The organism is Streptomyces sp. CA-106110, assembly GCF_050936285.1.
Taxonomy (GTDB): Bacteria; Actinomycetota; Actinomycetes; order Streptomycetales; family Streptomycetaceae; genus Streptomyces.
Map to the genome: position 1 here is coordinate 9,068,887 of NZ_JBNJNB010000001.1, position 16,826 is coordinate 9,085,712.

Below are 16,826 nucleotides of genomic sequence, written 5' to 3' on the forward strand. Positions count from 1 at the left end.
GACGGAGCCGTCCTTGCGCGGTCCGTCTCCGACGCCCCAGCGCAGCACACCTAGGGCACATGCCTCCGGGCCCGCAGCGCCAGGCTGAGGGCCAGCACCGTCTGCGGGTCGTCGAGGTCCGTGCCCAGCAACTCACCGATCCGGGCGAGCCGGTTGTAGAGGGTCTGCCGGTTCAGATGCAGTTCGCGAGCGGTCTCCGCCTTGCGGCCCGCATGCGCCAGATACGTCTCCAGCGTGGGCAACAGCGGTGGCCTGGAGCGCAGGTCGTGCTCGCGCAGCGGGCCGATGGCACGGTCCACGAAGGCCGCCAGGTCCGGGTGGTCGCGCAGACGCCACAGCAGGAGGTCGATGTCGAGGCGGCGGGCGTCGTACCAGGGGTGCTCCGGCAGCCCTTGTGCCGCTGTCGCCGTCTCCGCCGCGTGCCGCAGCCCCGCCGATGCCGCCGCCCAGCCGCCCGCGACGCCGACCACGACGACCGGCGGCCGCACACCGGGGCGTTGTATCCCGGCCCGCTCAACTCCCGCCCGCAGCGCCGCCGCCACCCGGTCGGCGACCGCCGAGCGCTCCGACTCCGAACGCAGACCCAGCAGCAGCGGCACCCGGCCCTCCACCGGCCGGACACCCAGCAGGACCGGCACGCCCACGGAGGCCAGTTCCTCCGCGACGGCCCGCGCCAGGACCGCCCAGCCCCCGCCGCCCGGGGCGAGTCCGTCCGCGAGCCGCATCACCACCGGCAGCAGGGGGCCGGTCCCCGGTCTGAAGCCGAGCACCCGGGCCTGCGCGGGTGCATCCTCGGCGGCGATCCGGCCCTCGGCGAGGTCGGTGAGGAAGTCACCGCGCCCGCGCGCCGCCAGCTCCTCCTCCTGCCGGGCCTGCATCAGTACCACCGCGAGGATGCCCGCGGCCCGTTCGGCGGCGATGCGATGCACCGGCGCGACCGGCGCGCTCACCGGCAGCAGCACCAGCCTGGCCCGCACGGAACCGGTGCCGGGCCCGCCGCCCGGCACGTCGACGAGCGTCGTCCCGGCCGGGGGCTCGTCCTTGTGCTGGCCCCGCAGGCCCTCCCACACCTGGAGCGGGTCCGTGTCCGCCGGGCCCGTCCCGGCGGCGTACAGCAGCTGGCCGTCGGCCGTCTCCAGGAACACCGGATTGCCGCTGAAGTCGGCCAGGATGGTGAGCACTTGGGGCACCCCGCCGCCGCCGAGCAGCGCCTCGGTGCAGCGGCGGTGCACCTCCTCGGCCTGCTGGAGCAGGGCGTAGTGGCCGTTGACGATCTCGGTGTGGATCTCCTCGGTGACCGCCACGAACGGCACCTCGCGGTGCAGCTGGACGAGCGGCAGCCCGGCCGTGCGGGCCGTCTCGACGAGTGCGGCGGGCAGCCGGGCGAAGCGCGGGCCGAGCTCCACCACCAGGGCCGCGATACCGCGCTCGGCCAGCGTACGGACGAACGCACGCTGGTCGGCGGGACGGGTGCCGAGGCCGTAACCGGTGGTCAGGAGCAGCTCTCCGCCCTTGAGCAGCGAGGCGATGTTCGGGACCTCGCCCGCGTGCACCCACCGCACCGTCCGGTGCAGCCGGTCGGCGCCGGCCAGCACCTCCGGCAGCCCGCTGCGCAGCCCGGGCAGTTCCAGCGCCCGCCGCACGGTGATTCCGGTGCCCTGGGTGTCCTCGGGGTCGAAACGGCTGTCCATGCGGTGACGCTACCTGCGCAAAGGCCCCGGGCGCACCGCCGGCCCCGGTCAGGCGGGCGGGATGTTGTGGTTGTACCGGAACACGTTGTCCGGGTCGTACTGGCGCTTGACCCGGGCCAGCCGATTGAAGTTCTCGGTGCCGAGGCCGGCCACCACCCGGTCCCTGCCCTCGTCCCCGATGAAGTTCAGATAGACCGCCCCGGTGCTCCAGGGCCGTACGTCGGCGCGCAGGTCCCTGACCCAGCGCAGAGCCTGCTCGTCGTCCGCCGGGTCCTCCCAGACGCCGAAGGGGTGCACGGTCCAGGCCGCACCCCGGTAGGGGACCGGGTACTCGCCGGGTCCGGAGGCGATCGCGCCGCCCTGCGGGAAGAGCACATGCTGACACTCGGAGGGCACGGGCATCGCGGGGGCGCGGGCGCAGAAGACCTCGACCAGTTCGTCGGGCAGGCCGGTCACGTACTCGACCGACCAGTAGTTCCGCAGCCCGGGCGGATCGTCGAGCATGCACTGCAGGTCGGCGTAGGGCATCGCGGCGACGACCTCCGCCTCGTGCGGCAGCGCCAGCAGCGGCTGGGCGAACTTGCGCAGGCCTTCCTCGCCGCCGACATAGGTGACCAGTGCGGCGCACAGCAGTGTGCCGACCAGGTGCCCGGGGACGAACGGCTCGGGCGGGCCCGTGATGTACAGCACGGCGCCGCCCACCTCCGGTGGTCCGGTGGCGATGATGTCGCGGTAGGTCCGCACCACCTCCGGGCCCGTCTCGGGCAGGAACATGAGCAGCGCGACGGAGAACTCGGGCAGCTCGTGCAGCTTGAGGGTGAGCGCGGTGGCGACGCCGAAGTTCCCGCCGCCGCCGTGCAGGGCCCAGAACAGCTCGGGGTTCTCCGCGGCGGTCGCGAGCACCGTGGTGCCGTCGGCGGTCACCAGCTCCACGCCGAGCAGGTTGTCCACGGCGAGGCCGAAGGCGCGGTCCAGCCAGCCGTTGCCGCCGCCGAGCACGAAGCCGCCGACGCCGGTCGTGGAGACCCGGCCCCCGGTGGTGGCGAGAGAGTGCGGCTGGGTGGCGCGGTCCAGATGGCTCATCAGGGCGCCACCCTCCACCCGCACCGACGCGGACCCGGGATGGACCGTGATCGCGTGCATCCGGCGCAGGTCCACGACCAGGCCGTTGTCGTTCAGCGCCATGCCCGCGACGCTGTGACCACCGCCGCGGACCGCGATCTTCAGATCCAGGTCCCGGGCGAAGCGCACCGCCCGGACGACGTCGGCCGTCCCCTCGCACTGCGCGATCACGGCCGGGTGGCGGTCGATCAGCGCGTTGAAGACGGTCCGGGCCTCGTCGTAGCCCGAGTCACCGGGGGCGAGGACCTCGCCCTCGAGGTCCTCGCGGAGCACGGCGAGCGCCGCGCCCGCCTTCGACGAGGGAGCCATGGCAGCCGCCCCTTCCAGCGAGAGGACACATCTGCCTTCAGCCTAGGCGGGCACGGCGCACCGGTCCTGTTCGGCGGCGGCGCGCGGAGGGGCGGACTCAGCCGCCGTACGCGCCGGACGCGGTCAGCCGCAGGGCGGTGTCGATCAGCGGGACATGGCTGAACGCCTGCGGGAAGTTCCCGACCTGCCGCTGCAGACGCGGGTCCCACTCCTCGGCGAGCAGGCCGAGGTCGTTGCGCAGGGCGAGCAGCTTCTCGAAGAGCTTGCGGGCCTCGTCCACACGGCCGATCATCGCGAGGTCGTCGGCCAGCCAGAAGGAGCAGGCGAGGAACGCGCCCTCGTCACCCGGCAGCCCGTCCACGCCCTCCTCCGCGCCCGCGGTGGGGTAGCGCAGGATGAAGCCGTCGGGGGTGGACAGCTCGCGCTGGATCGCCTCGATCGTGCCGATCACGCGTTTGTCGTCCGGCGGCAGGAAGCCCATCTGCGGGATCAGCAGCAGCGAGGCGTCCAGTTCCCTGGATCCGTAGGACTGTGTGAAGGTGTTGCGCTCCTTGTCGTAGCCCTTCTCGCACACGTCCCGGTGGATGTCGTCGCGCAACTCGCGCCACTTCTCCAGCGGGCCGTCCGCGTCGCCGGACTCGATCAGCTTGATCGTGCGGTCGACGGCGACCCAGGCCATGACCTTGGAGTGCACGAAGTGGCGGCGGGGCCCGCGCACCTCCCAGATGCCCTCGTCCGGTTCGTCCCAGTGCTGCTCCAGGTAGCGGATCAGCTTCAACTGGAGCAGCGAGGCGTAGTCGTTGCGGGCCAGGCCCGTCATATGGGCCAGGTGCAGGGCCTCGGTGACCTCGCCGTACACGTCGAGCTGCAGCTGGTGGGCGGCGCCGTTGCCGACGCGCACCGGGGCCGAGTTCTCGTAGCCGGGCAGCCAGTCCAGCTCGGCCTCGCCCAGTTCCCGCTCGCCCGCGATGCCGTACATGATCTGCAGGTTCTCGGGATCGCCGGCGACGGCCCGCAGCAGCCACTCGCGCCAGGCGCGGGCCTCTTCGCGGTAGCCGGTGCGCAGCAGTGAGGACAGGGTGATCGCCGCGTCGCGCAGCCAGGTGTAGCGGTAGTCCCAGTTGCGCACGCCACCGATCTCCTCGGGCAGCGAGGTCGTGGGTGCGGCCACGATGCCGCCGGTCGGCCCGTAGGTGAGGGCCTTCAGCGTGATCAGGGAGCGGACCACCGCCTCGCGGTACGGACCGTGGTACGTGCAGTGCTCCACCCACTCGCGCCAGAAGTCCTCGGCCGCCTCGAGCGACTGCTCGGGCTCCGGCAGCGGCGGCGGCTTCTGGTGCGAGTGCTGCCACGAGATGGTGAACGCGATCCGGTCGCCCGGCGCGACGGTGAAGTCGGCGTACGTCGTCAGTCCCTTGCCGTAGGTCTCGGCCTGGGTGTCGAACCACACAGAGTCGGGTCCGGCGACGGCGACGGTGCGGCCCTCGTGCTTGTGGACCCAGGGCACGACCCGTCCGTACGAGAACCGCATGCGCAGCGCCGACCGCATCGGCACCCGGCCGGTGACGCCCTCCACGATGCGGATCAGCTGCGGGGCGCCGTCACGCGGGGGCATGAAGTCGACGACCCGGACCGTGCCGCGCGGGGTGTCCCACTCGGACTCGAGGATCAGGGAGTCACCGCGGTAGGAGCGCCGGGTCGCCGTCGGCGGCTGGGCGTTCGGCGCGTGGGCCGGCCCGAGCCGCCAGAAGCCGTGCTCCTCCGTGCCGAGCAGTGCTGCGAAGACGGCATGGGAGTCGAAACGGGGCAGGCACAGCCAGTCCACGGTGCCGTCCCGGCAGACCAGCGCCGCGGTCTGCATGTCTCCGATGAGTGCGTAGTCTTCGATGCGCCCGGCCAATTGAACTCCAGTCGAACGGCCACGTCGCCCTCGAGGGGCGGTCGCTCTTGCGGTCATGGGGGTTGGTGAGAAAGTCGTTGTCCACCGACCCATTCGGAAAAGAAGCAGTCGATGTTCAACGATCTGACGAGCTCTTGTTGTTCCGGTGACGGGCGGGGGGTGGTGCCCTTTTCCGGATGTGCTCGGCAGCGAGTGTCCGAGCAGGATACGACGCACCTCCATGATCCGCGCGCCGCTCCGGATAACGCGAGTGCGCCGAACGAGTGGGGCGCGGGTGACTGTTGCGCGTCTGTGGTGACACATGCGCGGAGCGTGGCCGGAAGCAGTCCCGCCCGGGCGCTGATACGCTGGTAGCCCGTGGACCGGTGGGCACGAAACCCCCGAACCGCAGCGACGGCACCCCCGACATCCCTCGGAGGACCAGCCGGACCGCACCAGACCGCGACCACGGGAGCCCCCTCTTGGCCATGCCGCCCGCTGCTTTCCGAACCAGCAAAGCCACGACGACCAAGCACATCTTCGTCACCGGGGGTGTCGCCTCCTCGCTCGGCAAGGGCCTGACGGCGTCCAGCCTCGGCATGCTGCTCAAGGCGCGGGGCCTGCGCGTCGTCATGCAGAAGCTCGACCCGTACCTGAACGTGGATCCGGGCACCATGAACCCCTTCCAGCACGGTGAGGTGTTCGTCACCAACGACGGCGCCGAGACCGACCTGGACATCGGCCACTACGAGCGCTTCCTCGACCGCGATCTGGACGGCTCCGCCAACGTCACCACCGGGCAGGTCTACTCGACGGTGATCGCCAAGGAGCGGCGCGGCGAATACCTGGGCGACACGGTGCAGGTCATCCCGCACATCACCAACGAGATCAAGCACCGCATCCGGCGCATGGCCACCGACGAGGTGGACGTGGTGATCACCGAGGTCGGCGGCACGGTGGGTGACATCGAGTCGCTGCCGTTCCTGGAGACGGTGCGCCAGGTCCGCCACGAGGTCGGCCGTGACAACGTCTTCGTGGTGCACATCTCACTGTTGCCGTACATCGGTCCCTCGGGCGAGTTGAAGACCAAGCCGACCCAGCACTCGGTGGCCGCCCTGCGGAACATCGGTATCCAGCCGGACGCGATCGTCCTGCGCTGCGACCGCGAGGTCCCGACCGCGATCAAGCGCAAGATCTCCCTGATGTGCGACGTGGACGAGGCGGCGGTCGTGGCCTGCCCCGACGCCCGCTCGATCTACGACATCCCGAAGGTCGTGCACACCGAGGGCCTGGACGCCTATGTCGTCCGCAAGCTGGACCTGCCGTTCCGCGACGTGGATTGGACGACCTGGGACGACCTGCTCGACCGCGTCCACAACCCGGAGCACGAGGTCACCCTCGCCCTGGTCGGCAAGTACATCGACCTGCCCGACGCCTATCTGTCGGTGACCGAGGCGCTTCGCGCGGGCGGCTTCGCCAACAAGGCCCGCGTGAAGATCAAGTGGGTCACCTCCGACGACTGCAAGACCCCGGCGGGCGCCAAGAGGCAGCTGTCCGACGCGGACGCGATCTGCATCCCGGGCGGGTTCGGCGACCGCGGTGTGTCCGGCAAGGTGGGCGCCATCCAGTACGCCCGCGAGAACAAGATCCCGTTGCTCGGACTCTGCCTCGGCCTGCAGTGCATCGTGATCGAGGCGGCGCGCAACCTGGCCGACATCTCCGACGCGAACTCCACCGAGTTCGACGCGGCCACCGGCCACCCCGTCATCTCCACCATGGCCGAGCAGCTCGACATCGTGGCGGGCGAGGGCGACATGGGCGGGACGATGCGGCTCGGCATGTACCCGGCCAAGCTAGCCGAGGGCTCGATCGTGCGCGAGGTGTACGACGGCAAGGAGTACGTCGAGGAGCGCCACCGCCATCGCTACGAGGTGAACAACGCCTACCGGGCCGAGCTGGAGAAGAAGGCGGGCATCGTGTTCTCCGGCACGTCGCCGGACGGCAAGCTCGTCGAGTACGTCGAGTACCCGCGCGAAGTGCACCCTTACCTGGTGGCGACGCAGGCGCACCCCGAGCTTCGCTCCCGTCCGACCCGGCCGCACCCGCTCTTCGCCGGCCTGGTCAAGGCGGCCGTCGAGCGCAAGAACGGCAAGTGACACAAGAGCTGTACGGTGGCCGGGGTGCGCGTCCTGCGGGAGGCGTACCCCGGTTCGCGCGAGGGCGTGGGAGGAACAGGGCGACATGACGATCAAGGACACCCCCGAGGAGTGGGAGGTCAGGGCGAGTCAGACCCCGTTCGTCGGCAAGAAGACCTCGGTCCGCACCGACGATGTGGTCATGCCCGACGGCTCGGTCGCCCGCCGCGACTACCAGGTGCACCCCGGCTCGGTGGCCGTCCTCGCCCTGGACGACGACGACCGGGTCCTGGTCATCCGCCAGTACCGCCACCCGGTGCGCCACAAGCTCTGGGAGATCCCGGCCGGACTCCTCGACGTCCCCGGTGAGAACCCGCTGCACGCCGCCCAGCGCGAGCTGTACGAGGAGGCGCACGTCAAGGCCGAGGACTGGCGTGTGCTGACCGACGTCTACACCACCCCCGGGGGCTGCGACGAGGCGGTGCGCATCTTCCTCGCCCGAGGTCTGTCCGAGGCGGACGGCCGGCGCTTCGAGGTGGAGGACGAGGAGGCCGACATGGAGCAGGCCAGGATCCCGGTCCAGGAACTGGCCCGGGGCGTGCTCGCCGGCGAGCTGCACAACAACTGCCTCGTGGTCGGCGTCCTCTCACTCCTCGCCGCGCGTGGCGGCGACGGTCTCGACGCCCTGCGCCCGGCCGAGGCGCCGTGGCCGGCACGGCCCTTCGAGGCCTGACCACCCCTGAGGCACCTTCGCTCACGGGCCTCACAACCCTCCGACCATGGCGGTCGTACCATCGGCTGATCCGATCGGGGGATGTGCCCGCCGTGGTCCACCGGGATCGTCGCAGAGCGTCAACTAGGCTCTGGGAACGACCCGCCCCAAGGCATCGGCGGGCCCGTGTGCGCAGTGGGACGGGAGCGTGGCCCGTGGCGGATCAGGCGGTGGAGACACCCGGCGTCGAGCTGTGCCGGGGCGAGCGGCCCGCCGCCCCCGTGGACGGTCAGTTCCTCGGCCGCACACGGGAGTTGAAGGAACTCATGCTCGACATCGAGCGTGCGGGACTCGACACCCTCTCCGGCCGCAAGGCGCCCCGGGCCCGGGTGCTGCTGATCGCCGGCCGCCCCGGTTGCGGCCGCACCGCGCTCGCCGAGGAACTGGTGCGCCAGGTCGCACACCGTTACGAGGACGGCGTGCTCCGGGCCCGCCTCAGAGAGCCCGACGGCACACCCGTACCGACCGAGCGCACCGCCCGCGAACTGCTGACCGCCCTCGGCCTGCGCGCCCCCGCGGGCGCCGACGGGGACGAGCTGGGCCAGGCGGTGCGCGAGGGCCTGGCGGGTCGTCGCGTGCTGCTTCTGCTCGACGACGCCATGACCGCCGAGCAGGTGGACCCGCTGCTGCCCGAGGCTCCCGACTGCCTCGTCGTCGCCGTCTCCGAGGGCCCGCTGACCGGTATCGCGGACGTCCGTCCCTGCACCCTCGGCGGACTCGACACCAAGTCGGCCCAGGAACTGCTCACGCGGTACACCGGATCGGTGCGCGTCACCGTCGACCCGAGCGCCGCCGAACGGCTGGTCGAGGAGTGCGCAGGCCACCCCGCCTCACTCGTCCTGGCCGGCGGCTGGCTGGCCGCCCGTCCCAAGGCGGGCGTCGCCGACCTCGGCAAGCAGCTGCGGGCCGGCGGCGACGAGGGACCGCCACTGGCCCGGGTCTTCCGGCTCGCCCACGCGGGGCTGCCGGGCACCGCCCAGCGGATGCTGCGCCTGCTCCATCTCGCCCCCGCCGGCCTCGTGGACCCGCACACCGCCTCCGCGCTCGCCGGCTGCTCGGTGGACGACGCCCGCACCGCCCTCGAGGAGTTCACGGCCCACGGTTTCCTGCGACGCGTCGCCTGCGCCGTACCGCAGTACGAGGTACCCGGCTGTCTGCTGCCCCTGCTGCGAGGCCTCAGCGGCAGCCAGGACCGCCCGGCCGAGCTGCAGCTGGCCCGGGCGCGGATGCTGGAGCGGACCGTACGGCTGCTGCAGTCCTGCCGCGCGATCACCGAGACGGACAGCCCGCAGGCCCGCGAGAAGCTGGCCGGACTGCCCAAGGCCCTGCGCTTCGAGAGTCCCCGTGCCGCGGAGGACTGGTTGCGCGTACGGCAGCCCGCGCTGCTGGCCGCGGCCCGCCTCGCGGTCGCCGACGGCGAGCTGGACACCCTGGCCAGGCGCCTCATGGCCGCGCTGGTCAGGGCCATGGTGGCGCACTTCGGCACCCAGGCCGCGGCGCCCGAACTGTACGGCATCCACCGGCTGGTACTCGATGTCGCCGAGCGCCGCGACCTGCCCCGTGAGCAGGCGGCGGCCCTGCTGAACCTCGCTGACCTGGACGCCCAGACCGGCCGTACGACGGAGGCGCTGGCCCGCTACCGGGCCGCGCTGGACGCCGGACGGCGCGCCGAGGACCCGTATGCGACGGCGCGCGCAATGGAATCCGTAGCAGGCGCCCACCAGGAGCTGGGCGACTACGACCGGGCCGCCGACTGGTACGGCCGGGCGCTCGCCCAGCGGCTCGCCCGCGACGAGGGCGCGGACGCCGCCCGGCTCTACGGCCGCATCGCGGCCGTCCACACCTACGCGGGCCGCTACGGCGAGGCGCTCCGCAATTGGCGCGCGGCGGTGGCGGGACACCGCAGGAACGACGATGTCGCCGCCCACGCACGGGCCTTGAGCGAGCTCGCCCGGGTCCAGGAGTACGCCGGCCGGCCCGAGGAGTCGCTGCGCACCTGCCAGGAAGCGGTCGAGTGGGCGCGGCGCGCCGAGGATGTACGGCTCCAGGCGGCGCTGCAGCTCAGGCTGGCCGACACTCTCGAACGCCTCGGCGAGCCTGCGGCCGCCGGTCTGCACCGGGGGGCCGCCTCGCGAATGCTGGGTGAAGTGGGTCCGGAAGACGCCGAAAACCAGGAACCCGCCGGTAACGCCTACGAAATCCGCAGTGCGTCAGCTGAAGATTGATGCAATGAAAGGCTAGACAGCGGGAACGCCTTCATTAAACTGGCTCTGCCGCACATTCTTCGGCGGTGTCTCCCGATGTGCCCCTGCACGTCCGGGTATGCAGTTCAATGCCCCACATTCCCTGAGTCAAGGACCGTGATCGACGTGAAGGTCGGCATCCCCCGCGAGGTCAAGAACAACGAGTTCCGGGTGGCCATCACCCCCGCCGGCGTGCACGAGCTGGTGCGCAACGGCCACCAGGTCGTCGTCGAGCGGAACGCCGGCGTCGGCTCCTCGATCCCGGACGAGGAGTACATCGCCGCCGGCGCCCGGATCCTGGACACCGCCGACGAGGTCTGGACCACCTCCGACCTGCTGCTGAAGGTCAAGGAGCCCGTCGCCGAGGAGTACCACCGCCTCCGCAAGGACCAGATCCTCTTCACCTACCTGCACCTGGCCGCCTCCAAGGAGTGCACGGACGCCCTCCTGGAGTCCGGCACCACGGCCATCGCGTACGAGACGGTCGAGCTGCCGAACCGGGCGCTCCCGCTGCTCGCCCCGATGTCCGAGGTGGCGGGCCGGCTGGCCCCGCAGGTCGGCGCCTACCACCTGATGGCCGCCAACGGCGGTCGCGGTGTGCTGCCCGGCGGTGTCCCGGGCGTGCCGGCCGGCAAGGCCGTCATCATCGGCGGTGGCGTCTCTGGCTGGAACGCCGCGCAGATCGCCATCGGTCTCGGCTTCCACGTGACCCTGCTCGACAAGGACATCAACAAGCTGAAGGAGGCGGACAAGATCTTCGGCACGAAGATCCAGACGGTCGTCTCCAACGCCTTCGAGCTCGAGAAGGCCTGCCTCGACGCCGACCTCGTCGTCGGCGCCGTCCTCATCCCGGGTGCCAAGGCCCCGAAGCTGGTCACCAACGAGCTGGTCTCCCGGATGAAGGCGGGAAGTGTCCTTGTCGACATCGCGATCGACCAGGGCGGCTGCTTCGAGGACTCCCGTCCCACCACGCACGCCGAGCCGACCTTCAAGGTCCACGAGTCGGTCTTCTACTGCGTCGCCAACATGCCCGGCGCTGTCCCCAACACCTCCACCTACGCGCTGACGAACGCCACGCTGCCCTACATCGTGGAGCTCGCCAACCGCGGCTGGGCCGAGGCGCTGCGCCGCGACGCCGCGCTGGCCAAGGGCCTCAACACCCATGACGGCAAGGTGGTTTACAAGGAGGTCGCCGAGGCGCACGGCCTCGAGCACGTGGACCTGGAGACCCTCATCGGCTGAGCGGGCCGCGACCCGGGTTCGATTACCCGGCACTACAAGGCGATAGGTCAACACGCCTCGTCAACACCCGGCACCCGGCCGGACCTTGTCCGGCAAGGTCCGGCCGGGTGTGTGTATGGTCACTTTGCGGCACTCGTTCAACTCGCCTCGAACGCAACCCTTCCACCGTTTCGTACATCGGTGAAACCTGGCGAACGGTGCCCGGACACCCTTGACAGCGGGATGTTTCATTGCCGACACATCGGGCCGGGTCCGGCGGATTGTGTTGCTGCGGACCGCCGACACGCCATAGAGTCGCCAACCGTCGGCATGGTGCCACGCTGACCTATCTAGAAGTTTCCTGGTCACCAAGGAGGTAAGACGACTTGTGAATGAGTCGACATTTGCTCCCGGGGGTGGTCAACCAGGAATGCCTGCGCGGGGCACGGGCCCCACGGGGCTCGAGGCTGTCGGCTCCGTCGCTGTCCGTACCTTCGCTGCCCACCAGAGCCAGAGCCCTTACCTGGCTGAGACAGCACATCAAAGCTTGGATGGCCAACACGTGAACGCCATGGCCGGCAACGGAAGTGGCGGGGTCCACAACCACTTCGCCGACTACGACGAACTGCCCGAAGGGCACTTCTACGACCCCGACGCCGAATACGAGCCCGATCCCGAGTACGCGGCCACGCTCGCGCCCGACGCGGCCCGCCAGCGCCGCGAGCGCATCGGCCCGACGGGCCGTCCGCTGCCGTACTTCCCGATCCCGGGCCCGCTGACCGACCACGGCCCGGCGAAGATCATCGCGATGTGCAACCAGAAGGGCGGCGTCGGCAAGACGACGTCGACCATCAACCTGGGTGCCGCGCTCGCGGAGTACGGCCGCCGTGTGCTGCTCGTCGACTTCGACCCGCAGGGCGCGCTGTCCGTGGGCCTCGGCGTCAACCCCATGGAGCTCGACCTCACGGTCTACAACCTGCTCATGGAGCGAGGCATGTCCGCGGACGAGGTCCTGCTGAAGACCGCGGTCCCGAACATGGACTTGCTGCCGAGCAACATCGACCTGTCCGCGGCCGAGGTCCAGTTGGTGTCCGAGGTCGCGCGCGAGTCGACGCTCCAGCGGGCGCTGAAGCCGCTGATGCCCGACTACGACTACATCGTGATCGACTGTCAGCCCTCGCTCGGCCTGCTCACCGTGAACGCGCTCACCGCCGCGCACAAGGTGATCGTGCCGCTGGAGTGCGAGTTCTTCGCGCTGCGTGGTGTCGCGTTGCTCACCGAGACCATCGAGAAGGTCCAGGAGCGACTCAACCCCGAGCTCGAACTCGACGGCATTCTCGCCACGATGTACGACTCCCGGACCGTGCACAGCCGTGAGGTTCTCGCGCGTGTCGTCGAGGCATTCGACGACCACGTCTACCACACGGTGATCGGCCGGACCGTACGCTTCCCGGAGACCACGGTCGCCGGCGAGCCCATCACCACGTACGCCTCCAACTCCGTCGGTGCCGCCGCCTACCGCCAGCTCGCCAGGGAGGTGCTCGCCCGGTGTCACGCCGAGTGAGTCTGCCCGGGGCCGACGAACTGTTCCGTACCACCGGGGGAATGGCGCTCCAGTCGTCCTCTCCCAGGCGCCAGGCCAACGGCGAGGCCCGGGTGCCGGCTCCTGCGGGCGAGAGCGACGCGACGGCCGCGACGGAGGACGCACCGCCGTCGGTGCCCGTCCAGGGCGGTGACGGGGAGGGTGACGAGCACGTCGCGGCGGACACGGCCGAGGCGGAGGTGGGGGAGTCCCGCACGCGGTCCCAGGCCGCGGAGCGGTCCGCGCGCCGGCAGGCGGCGCAGGAAGGTTCTCCCGCCTCTTCGACGGCCCAGTCGCGCAAGCGGGCGCGCGCGGCCGGCCGGCGGCCCAGCGGGCGGGAGCGGCACGACGAGAAGATCACCGTGTACGTGTCCGCGGAAGAACTGATGGACCTCGAGCACGCACGTCTTGTGCTCCGGGGTGAGCACGGGCTCGCGGTCGACCGCGGGCGCATCGTGCGTGAGGCGGTCGCCGTCGTACTGGCGGATCTGGAGTCCCGGGGGGACGCCAGCATCCTCGTGCGTCGGCTCCGGGGGCGATGAGCAGGTAGCCTGCGACGGCTATGACCTCGTACGACGGCTCCTCATCCGCCCCCGGCTCCGCCGGCCGCCGGCGTGCGCTGGGGCGCGGGCCGGGCGCCGCACCGGTGGCCCCGGATGTGCCTCCCGCGGAAGCGGAGCCCCTCGAAGAGACCCCGCTCGGCCCGGGTCCCGAACCGGAGGCCGACTCTCAGAAGAGCGAGCCCCAGGCCGCCCCCCAGGAACCCGAAGCCGGACAGGACCGCCCGTCCGAGGAGCCCGCGCGGACAGCCCCGTCCCGCACGCCCGCGCCCGCCGTCCCCTCCCGAGCAGGGGCGGAACTCCCTGCCGCCGACGTGCCGGGGCCTGGTTCCGCGGCGGAGGAGTCCGGGACCGGCGCGTCGTCGGTGCTCGAAGCGGAGGCTCGTGCCGAGACGGAACGTGAGCGGGGAGCCGCCCCGGAGGAGTCCCGGGTCACCGTCCCCTCGGCCGCAGTGGACGTCTCGGAGGCGGCCGGGGCGGGTGTCGCAGCACCGGAGGGCGAGCCGGAGGCCGTGCCCGGCCCGGCGGCCGTCGTGACGTCGGTACCGGGGCCCCGCCCGGCTGTCGCCGCCGACGCGGCCCCTGCCGCTGCGGTGACCGCGCCGGGTTCCGGATCCTCCGGCGAGGCCGTCGGCACTCCTGGCGCACTCCCGGCCGAGCAGGAGCCCGACGACGGTGTCTTCAAGGTCCGGCTGTCCAACTTCGAAGGGCCCTTCGACCTTCTGCTCCAGCTGATCTCGAAGCACAAGCTCGACGTCACCGAGGTCGCGCTGTCCAAGGTGACCGACGAGTTCATGGCCCACATCCGGGCGATGGGGCCGGACTGGGACCTCGACCAGACGACCGAGTTCCTCGTCGTCGCCGCGACCCTGCTCGACCTCAAGGCGGCACGGCTGCTGCCCGCCGCCGAGGTCGAGGACGAAGCGGACCTCGCGCTCCTTGAGGCACGCGACCTGCTGTTCGCGCGGATCCTGCAGTACCGCGCCTACAAACAGATCGCCGACATCTTCAACCGGCGCACCGAGGACGAGGCCCGGCGCTACCCCCGTACCGTCGGTCTCGAACCCCACCACGCCGAGTTGCTGCCCGAGGTCGTCATCAGCATCGGAGCCGAGGGGTTCGCGAAGCTGGCGGTCAAGGCGATGCAGCCCAAGCCCAAGCCTCAGGTCTACGTCGACCACATCCACGCCCCGCTGGTGTCCGTGCAGGAGCAGGCCGGGATCGTGGTCGCGCGGCTGCGGGAACTGGGCGAGGCGAGCTTCCGCGTGCTCGTGGAGGACACCGACGACACGCTCACCGTCGTGGCGCGCTTCCTGGCCCTGCTGGAGCTGTACCGGGAGAAGGCGGTGGCGCTGGAGCAGGAGACCGCCCTCGGCGACCTGGTCGTGCGCTGGACCGGCGGGGTCGGCGAGGAGGCACCGGTGGTGACGGACGAGTTCGACCGGCCGCCCGAGGATCCCGACAAGAGCGGCACGAAGACGGAGGAGAAGGCGTGAGCGAGAAGACCGCCGAGGTTCCGGCCGGCCTGAACACGGTGGCCGGACTCGACCTCAAGCCCGCCCTGGAGGCCGTCCTCATGGTCGTGGACGAGCCCGCCACCGAGGAGCACCTGGCGAAGATCCTGGAGCGTCCCCGGCGGCAGATCGCCGACGCCCTGCGCGAACTCGCCGACGAGTACACGGTGCAGGGGCGCGGCTTCGAGCTGCGGTTCGTCGCCGGCGGCTGGCGCTACTACACCCGGGCCGACTACGCGCCCGCCGTCGAGCGCTTCGTGCTCGACGGCCAGCAGGCCCGGCTCACCCAGGCCGCACTGGAGACGCTGGCGGTGGTCGCCTACCGCCAGCCGGTCAGCCGCAGCCGCGTCTCGGCGGTCCGCGGAGTGAACTGCGACGGGGTCATGCGCACCCTCCTCCAGCGCGGTCTGGTCGAAGAGGCGGGCACGGAACCCGAAACAGGTGCGATCCTGTACAGGACGACGAACTACTTTCTGGAGCGGATGGGCCTGCGCGGCCTGGACGAGCTCCCGGATCTCGCGCCCTTCCTCCCGGAGGCGGAGGCGATCGAGGCCGAGACCCAGGAGGGCGTTCCGTCGTTCGACCCGGACGCACTCGATGCTCCGGACGCGGACGGCGATCACACGACGAACACGACGACGGAATTTTGATGCGAAGCAGCGGCAGCGGCAGGAACGACGGGCGCGGCAACTACCGCGGTGCCGGTAACAACAGGGACGAGCGGCAGGGCCGCCCCCGCAAGCCCCGCCCCGAGGAGCGCCGCTACGACGTGGGCCCCGGGGCCTCCCAGGACGGCCCGAAGTCAGGGCGCGGCTCGGACGCACGGGGCGGCGCCAAGGGCGGTCCCAAGCAGTCCCAGCAGCGTGGCGGCCGTACGACGCCCTCGCGCTCCCGTGAGTACGAGGCGCGGACCGAGGAGCGCAACCGTGAGCGGTACGCGGGCAAGCCGAACCTCAAGCTGCCCAAGACCTTCCCGGGCGCCGAGCAGGAGGGCGAGCGGCTGCAGAAGGTGCTCGCTCGCGCGGGCTACGGCTCCCGGCGTGCCTGCGAGGAGCTGATCGAGGAGGCCCGGGTCGAGGTGAACGGCGAGATCGTCACCGAGCAGGGCCTGCGGGTCGACCCCGACAAGGACGAGATCAAGGTCGACGGGCTGACCGTGGCCACACAGTCGTACCAGTTCTTCTCGCTGAACAAGCCGGCCGGTGTCGTCTCCACCATGGAGGACCCGGAGGGCCGTCAGTGCCTCGGCGACTACGTCACCAACCGCGAGACCCGGCTCTTCCACGTGGGCCGGCTCGACACGGAGACCGAGGGTGTCATCCTGCTCACCAACCACGGCGAGCTGGCGCACCGGCTGACCCACCCCAGGTACGGCGTGAAGAAGACCTACCTCGCGCACATCGTGGGCCCCATCCCGCGCGACCTGGGCAAGAAGCTCAAGGACGGCATCCAGCTGGAGGACGGGTACGCGCGCGCGGACCACTTCCGGGTGGTCGAGCAGACCGGCAAGAACTACCTCGTCGAGGTGACCCTGCACGAGGGCCGCAAGCACATCGTGCGCCGCATGCTCGCCGAGGCCGGCTATCCCGTCGACAAGCTGGTGCGGACCGCCTTCGGCCCGATCACCCTCGGCGACCAGAAGTCGGGCTGGCTGCGCCGTCTTTCCAACACCGAGGTGGGGATGCTGATGAAGGAAGTCGAACTCTAGCCACGCTCCACGCCCGAGCGGCCGGTTCCCGCGGTGCGGGAGCCGGCCGTCCTCTTGTGCGCCGACGTCCGCTCTCTTTATAGTCAATGC

12 protein-coding genes are annotated in these 16,826 nt (G+C 71.2%); 9 read left to right on the forward strand and 3 right to left on the reverse strand.

All coding sequences use genetic code 11. The features are described 5' to 3' along the window. Positions 1–50 precede the first annotated feature (50 nt). The 3 genes from ACQEXA_RS41800 to ACQEXA_RS41810 all read right to left on the reverse strand — a co-directional run bounded on the left by ACQEXA_RS41800 (position 51) and on the right by ACQEXA_RS41810 (position 5,022). A complete protein-coding gene (locus ACQEXA_RS41800) occupies positions 51–1,691 on the reverse strand; it encodes a PucR family transcriptional regulator (RefSeq protein ID WP_433132671.1) in 1,641 nt (546 codons plus the stop codon). A 48-nt stretch (positions 1,692–1,739) separates the two neighbouring features. After that, the gene (locus ACQEXA_RS41805; RefSeq protein WP_432926127.1) at positions 1,740–3,122 is read right to left on the reverse strand and encodes an FAD-binding oxidoreductase; all 1,383 of its coding nucleotides are present in this window, start codon (positions 3,120–3,122) and stop codon (positions 1,740–1,742) included. A 97-nt stretch (positions 3,123–3,219) separates the two neighbouring features. Further along, positions 3,220–5,022 (reverse strand): glycoside hydrolase family 15 protein, encoded by a 1,803-nt coding sequence (locus tag ACQEXA_RS41810; RefSeq protein WP_432926125.1) that lies wholly within the window; start codon positions 5,020–5,022, stop codon positions 3,220–3,222. 467 nt (positions 5,023–5,489) lie between these two features. Between ACQEXA_RS41810 and ACQEXA_RS41815 the strand changes: the two genes are divergently transcribed. The 9 genes from ACQEXA_RS41815 to ACQEXA_RS41855 all read left to right on the forward strand — a co-directional run bounded on the left by ACQEXA_RS41815 (position 5,490) and on the right by ACQEXA_RS41855 (position 16,736). After that, a complete protein-coding gene (locus tag ACQEXA_RS41815; RefSeq protein WP_432926123.1) occupies positions 5,490–7,157 on the forward strand; it encodes a CTP synthase in 1,668 nt (555 codons plus the stop codon). Between the two features lie 85 nt (positions 7,158–7,242). Then, complete coding sequence (locus ACQEXA_RS41820) at positions 7,243–7,869, forward strand: NUDIX hydrolase (protein WP_359391642.1); 627 nt, start codon at positions 7,243–7,245, stop codon at positions 7,867–7,869. A gap of 194 nt (positions 7,870–8,063) precedes the next feature. Further along, positions 8,064–10,133, forward strand: coding sequence for a tetratricopeptide repeat protein (locus ACQEXA_RS41825; protein WP_432926121.1), 2,070 nt, complete (start codon positions 8,064–8,066; stop codon positions 10,131–10,133). A 135-nt stretch (positions 10,134–10,268) separates the two neighbouring features. After that, on the forward strand, positions 10,269–11,393 hold the full coding sequence (gene ald, locus ACQEXA_RS41830; RefSeq protein ID WP_433132673.1) for an alanine dehydrogenase: 1,125 nt from the start codon (positions 10,269–10,271) through the stop codon (positions 11,391–11,393). Between the two features lie 409 nt (positions 11,394–11,802). After that, the gene (locus ACQEXA_RS41835) at positions 11,803–12,936 is read left to right on the forward strand and encodes a ParA family protein (RefSeq protein WP_359391644.1); all 1,134 of its coding nucleotides are present in this window, start codon (positions 11,803–11,805) and stop codon (positions 12,934–12,936) included. Then, positions 12,921–13,496, forward strand: coding sequence for a hypothetical protein (locus tag ACQEXA_RS41840; protein ID WP_432926119.1), 576 nt, complete (start codon positions 12,921–12,923; stop codon positions 13,494–13,496). The genes ACQEXA_RS41835 and ACQEXA_RS41840 overlap by 16 nt, the downstream gene beginning before the upstream one ends. A gap of 470 nt (positions 13,497–13,966) precedes the next feature. Then, complete coding sequence (locus ACQEXA_RS41845) at positions 13,967–15,010, forward strand: segregation and condensation protein A (RefSeq protein ID WP_432939039.1); 1,044 nt, start codon at positions 13,967–13,969, stop codon at positions 15,008–15,010. Continuing rightward, on the forward strand, positions 15,007–15,678 hold the full coding sequence (scpB, locus tag ACQEXA_RS41850; protein ID WP_432926117.1) for an SMC-Scp complex subunit ScpB: 672 nt from the start codon (positions 15,007–15,009) through the stop codon (positions 15,676–15,678). The genes ACQEXA_RS41845 and scpB overlap by 4 nt, the downstream gene beginning before the upstream one ends. After that, positions 15,678–16,736, forward strand: a complete 1,059-nt coding sequence (locus tag ACQEXA_RS41855) for a pseudouridine synthase (protein ID WP_359391647.1) — start codon at positions 15,678–15,680, stop codon at positions 16,734–16,736. The genes scpB and ACQEXA_RS41855 overlap by 1 nt, the downstream gene beginning before the upstream one ends. The last annotated feature ends 90 nt before the right edge of the window (positions 16,737–16,826 follow it).

Excerpts from the sequence above, each read along its gene's own strand:
- ACQEXA_RS41800 (WP_433132671.1), bottom strand. The coding sequence starts at position 1,691 with ATGGACAGCCGTTTCGACCCCGAGGACACCCAGGGCACCGGAATCACC.
- ACQEXA_RS41805 (WP_432926127.1), bottom strand. The coding sequence starts at position 3,122 with ATGGCTCCCTCGTCGAAGGCGGGCGCGGCGCTCGCCGTGCTCCGCGAG.
- ACQEXA_RS41815 (WP_432926123.1), top strand. The coding sequence starts at position 5,490 with ATGCCGCCCGCTGCTTTCCGAACCAGCAAAGCCACGACGACCAAGCAC.
- ACQEXA_RS41820 (WP_359391642.1), top strand. The coding sequence starts at position 7,243 with ATGACGATCAAGGACACCCCCGAGGAGTGGGAGGTCAGGGCGAGTCAG.
- ACQEXA_RS41835 (WP_359391644.1), top strand. The coding sequence starts at position 11,803 with ATGCCTGCGCGGGGCACGGGCCCCACGGGGCTCGAGGCTGTCGGCTCC.
- ACQEXA_RS41855 (WP_359391647.1), top strand. The coding sequence starts at position 15,678 with ATGCGAAGCAGCGGCAGCGGCAGGAACGACGGGCGCGGCAACTACCGC.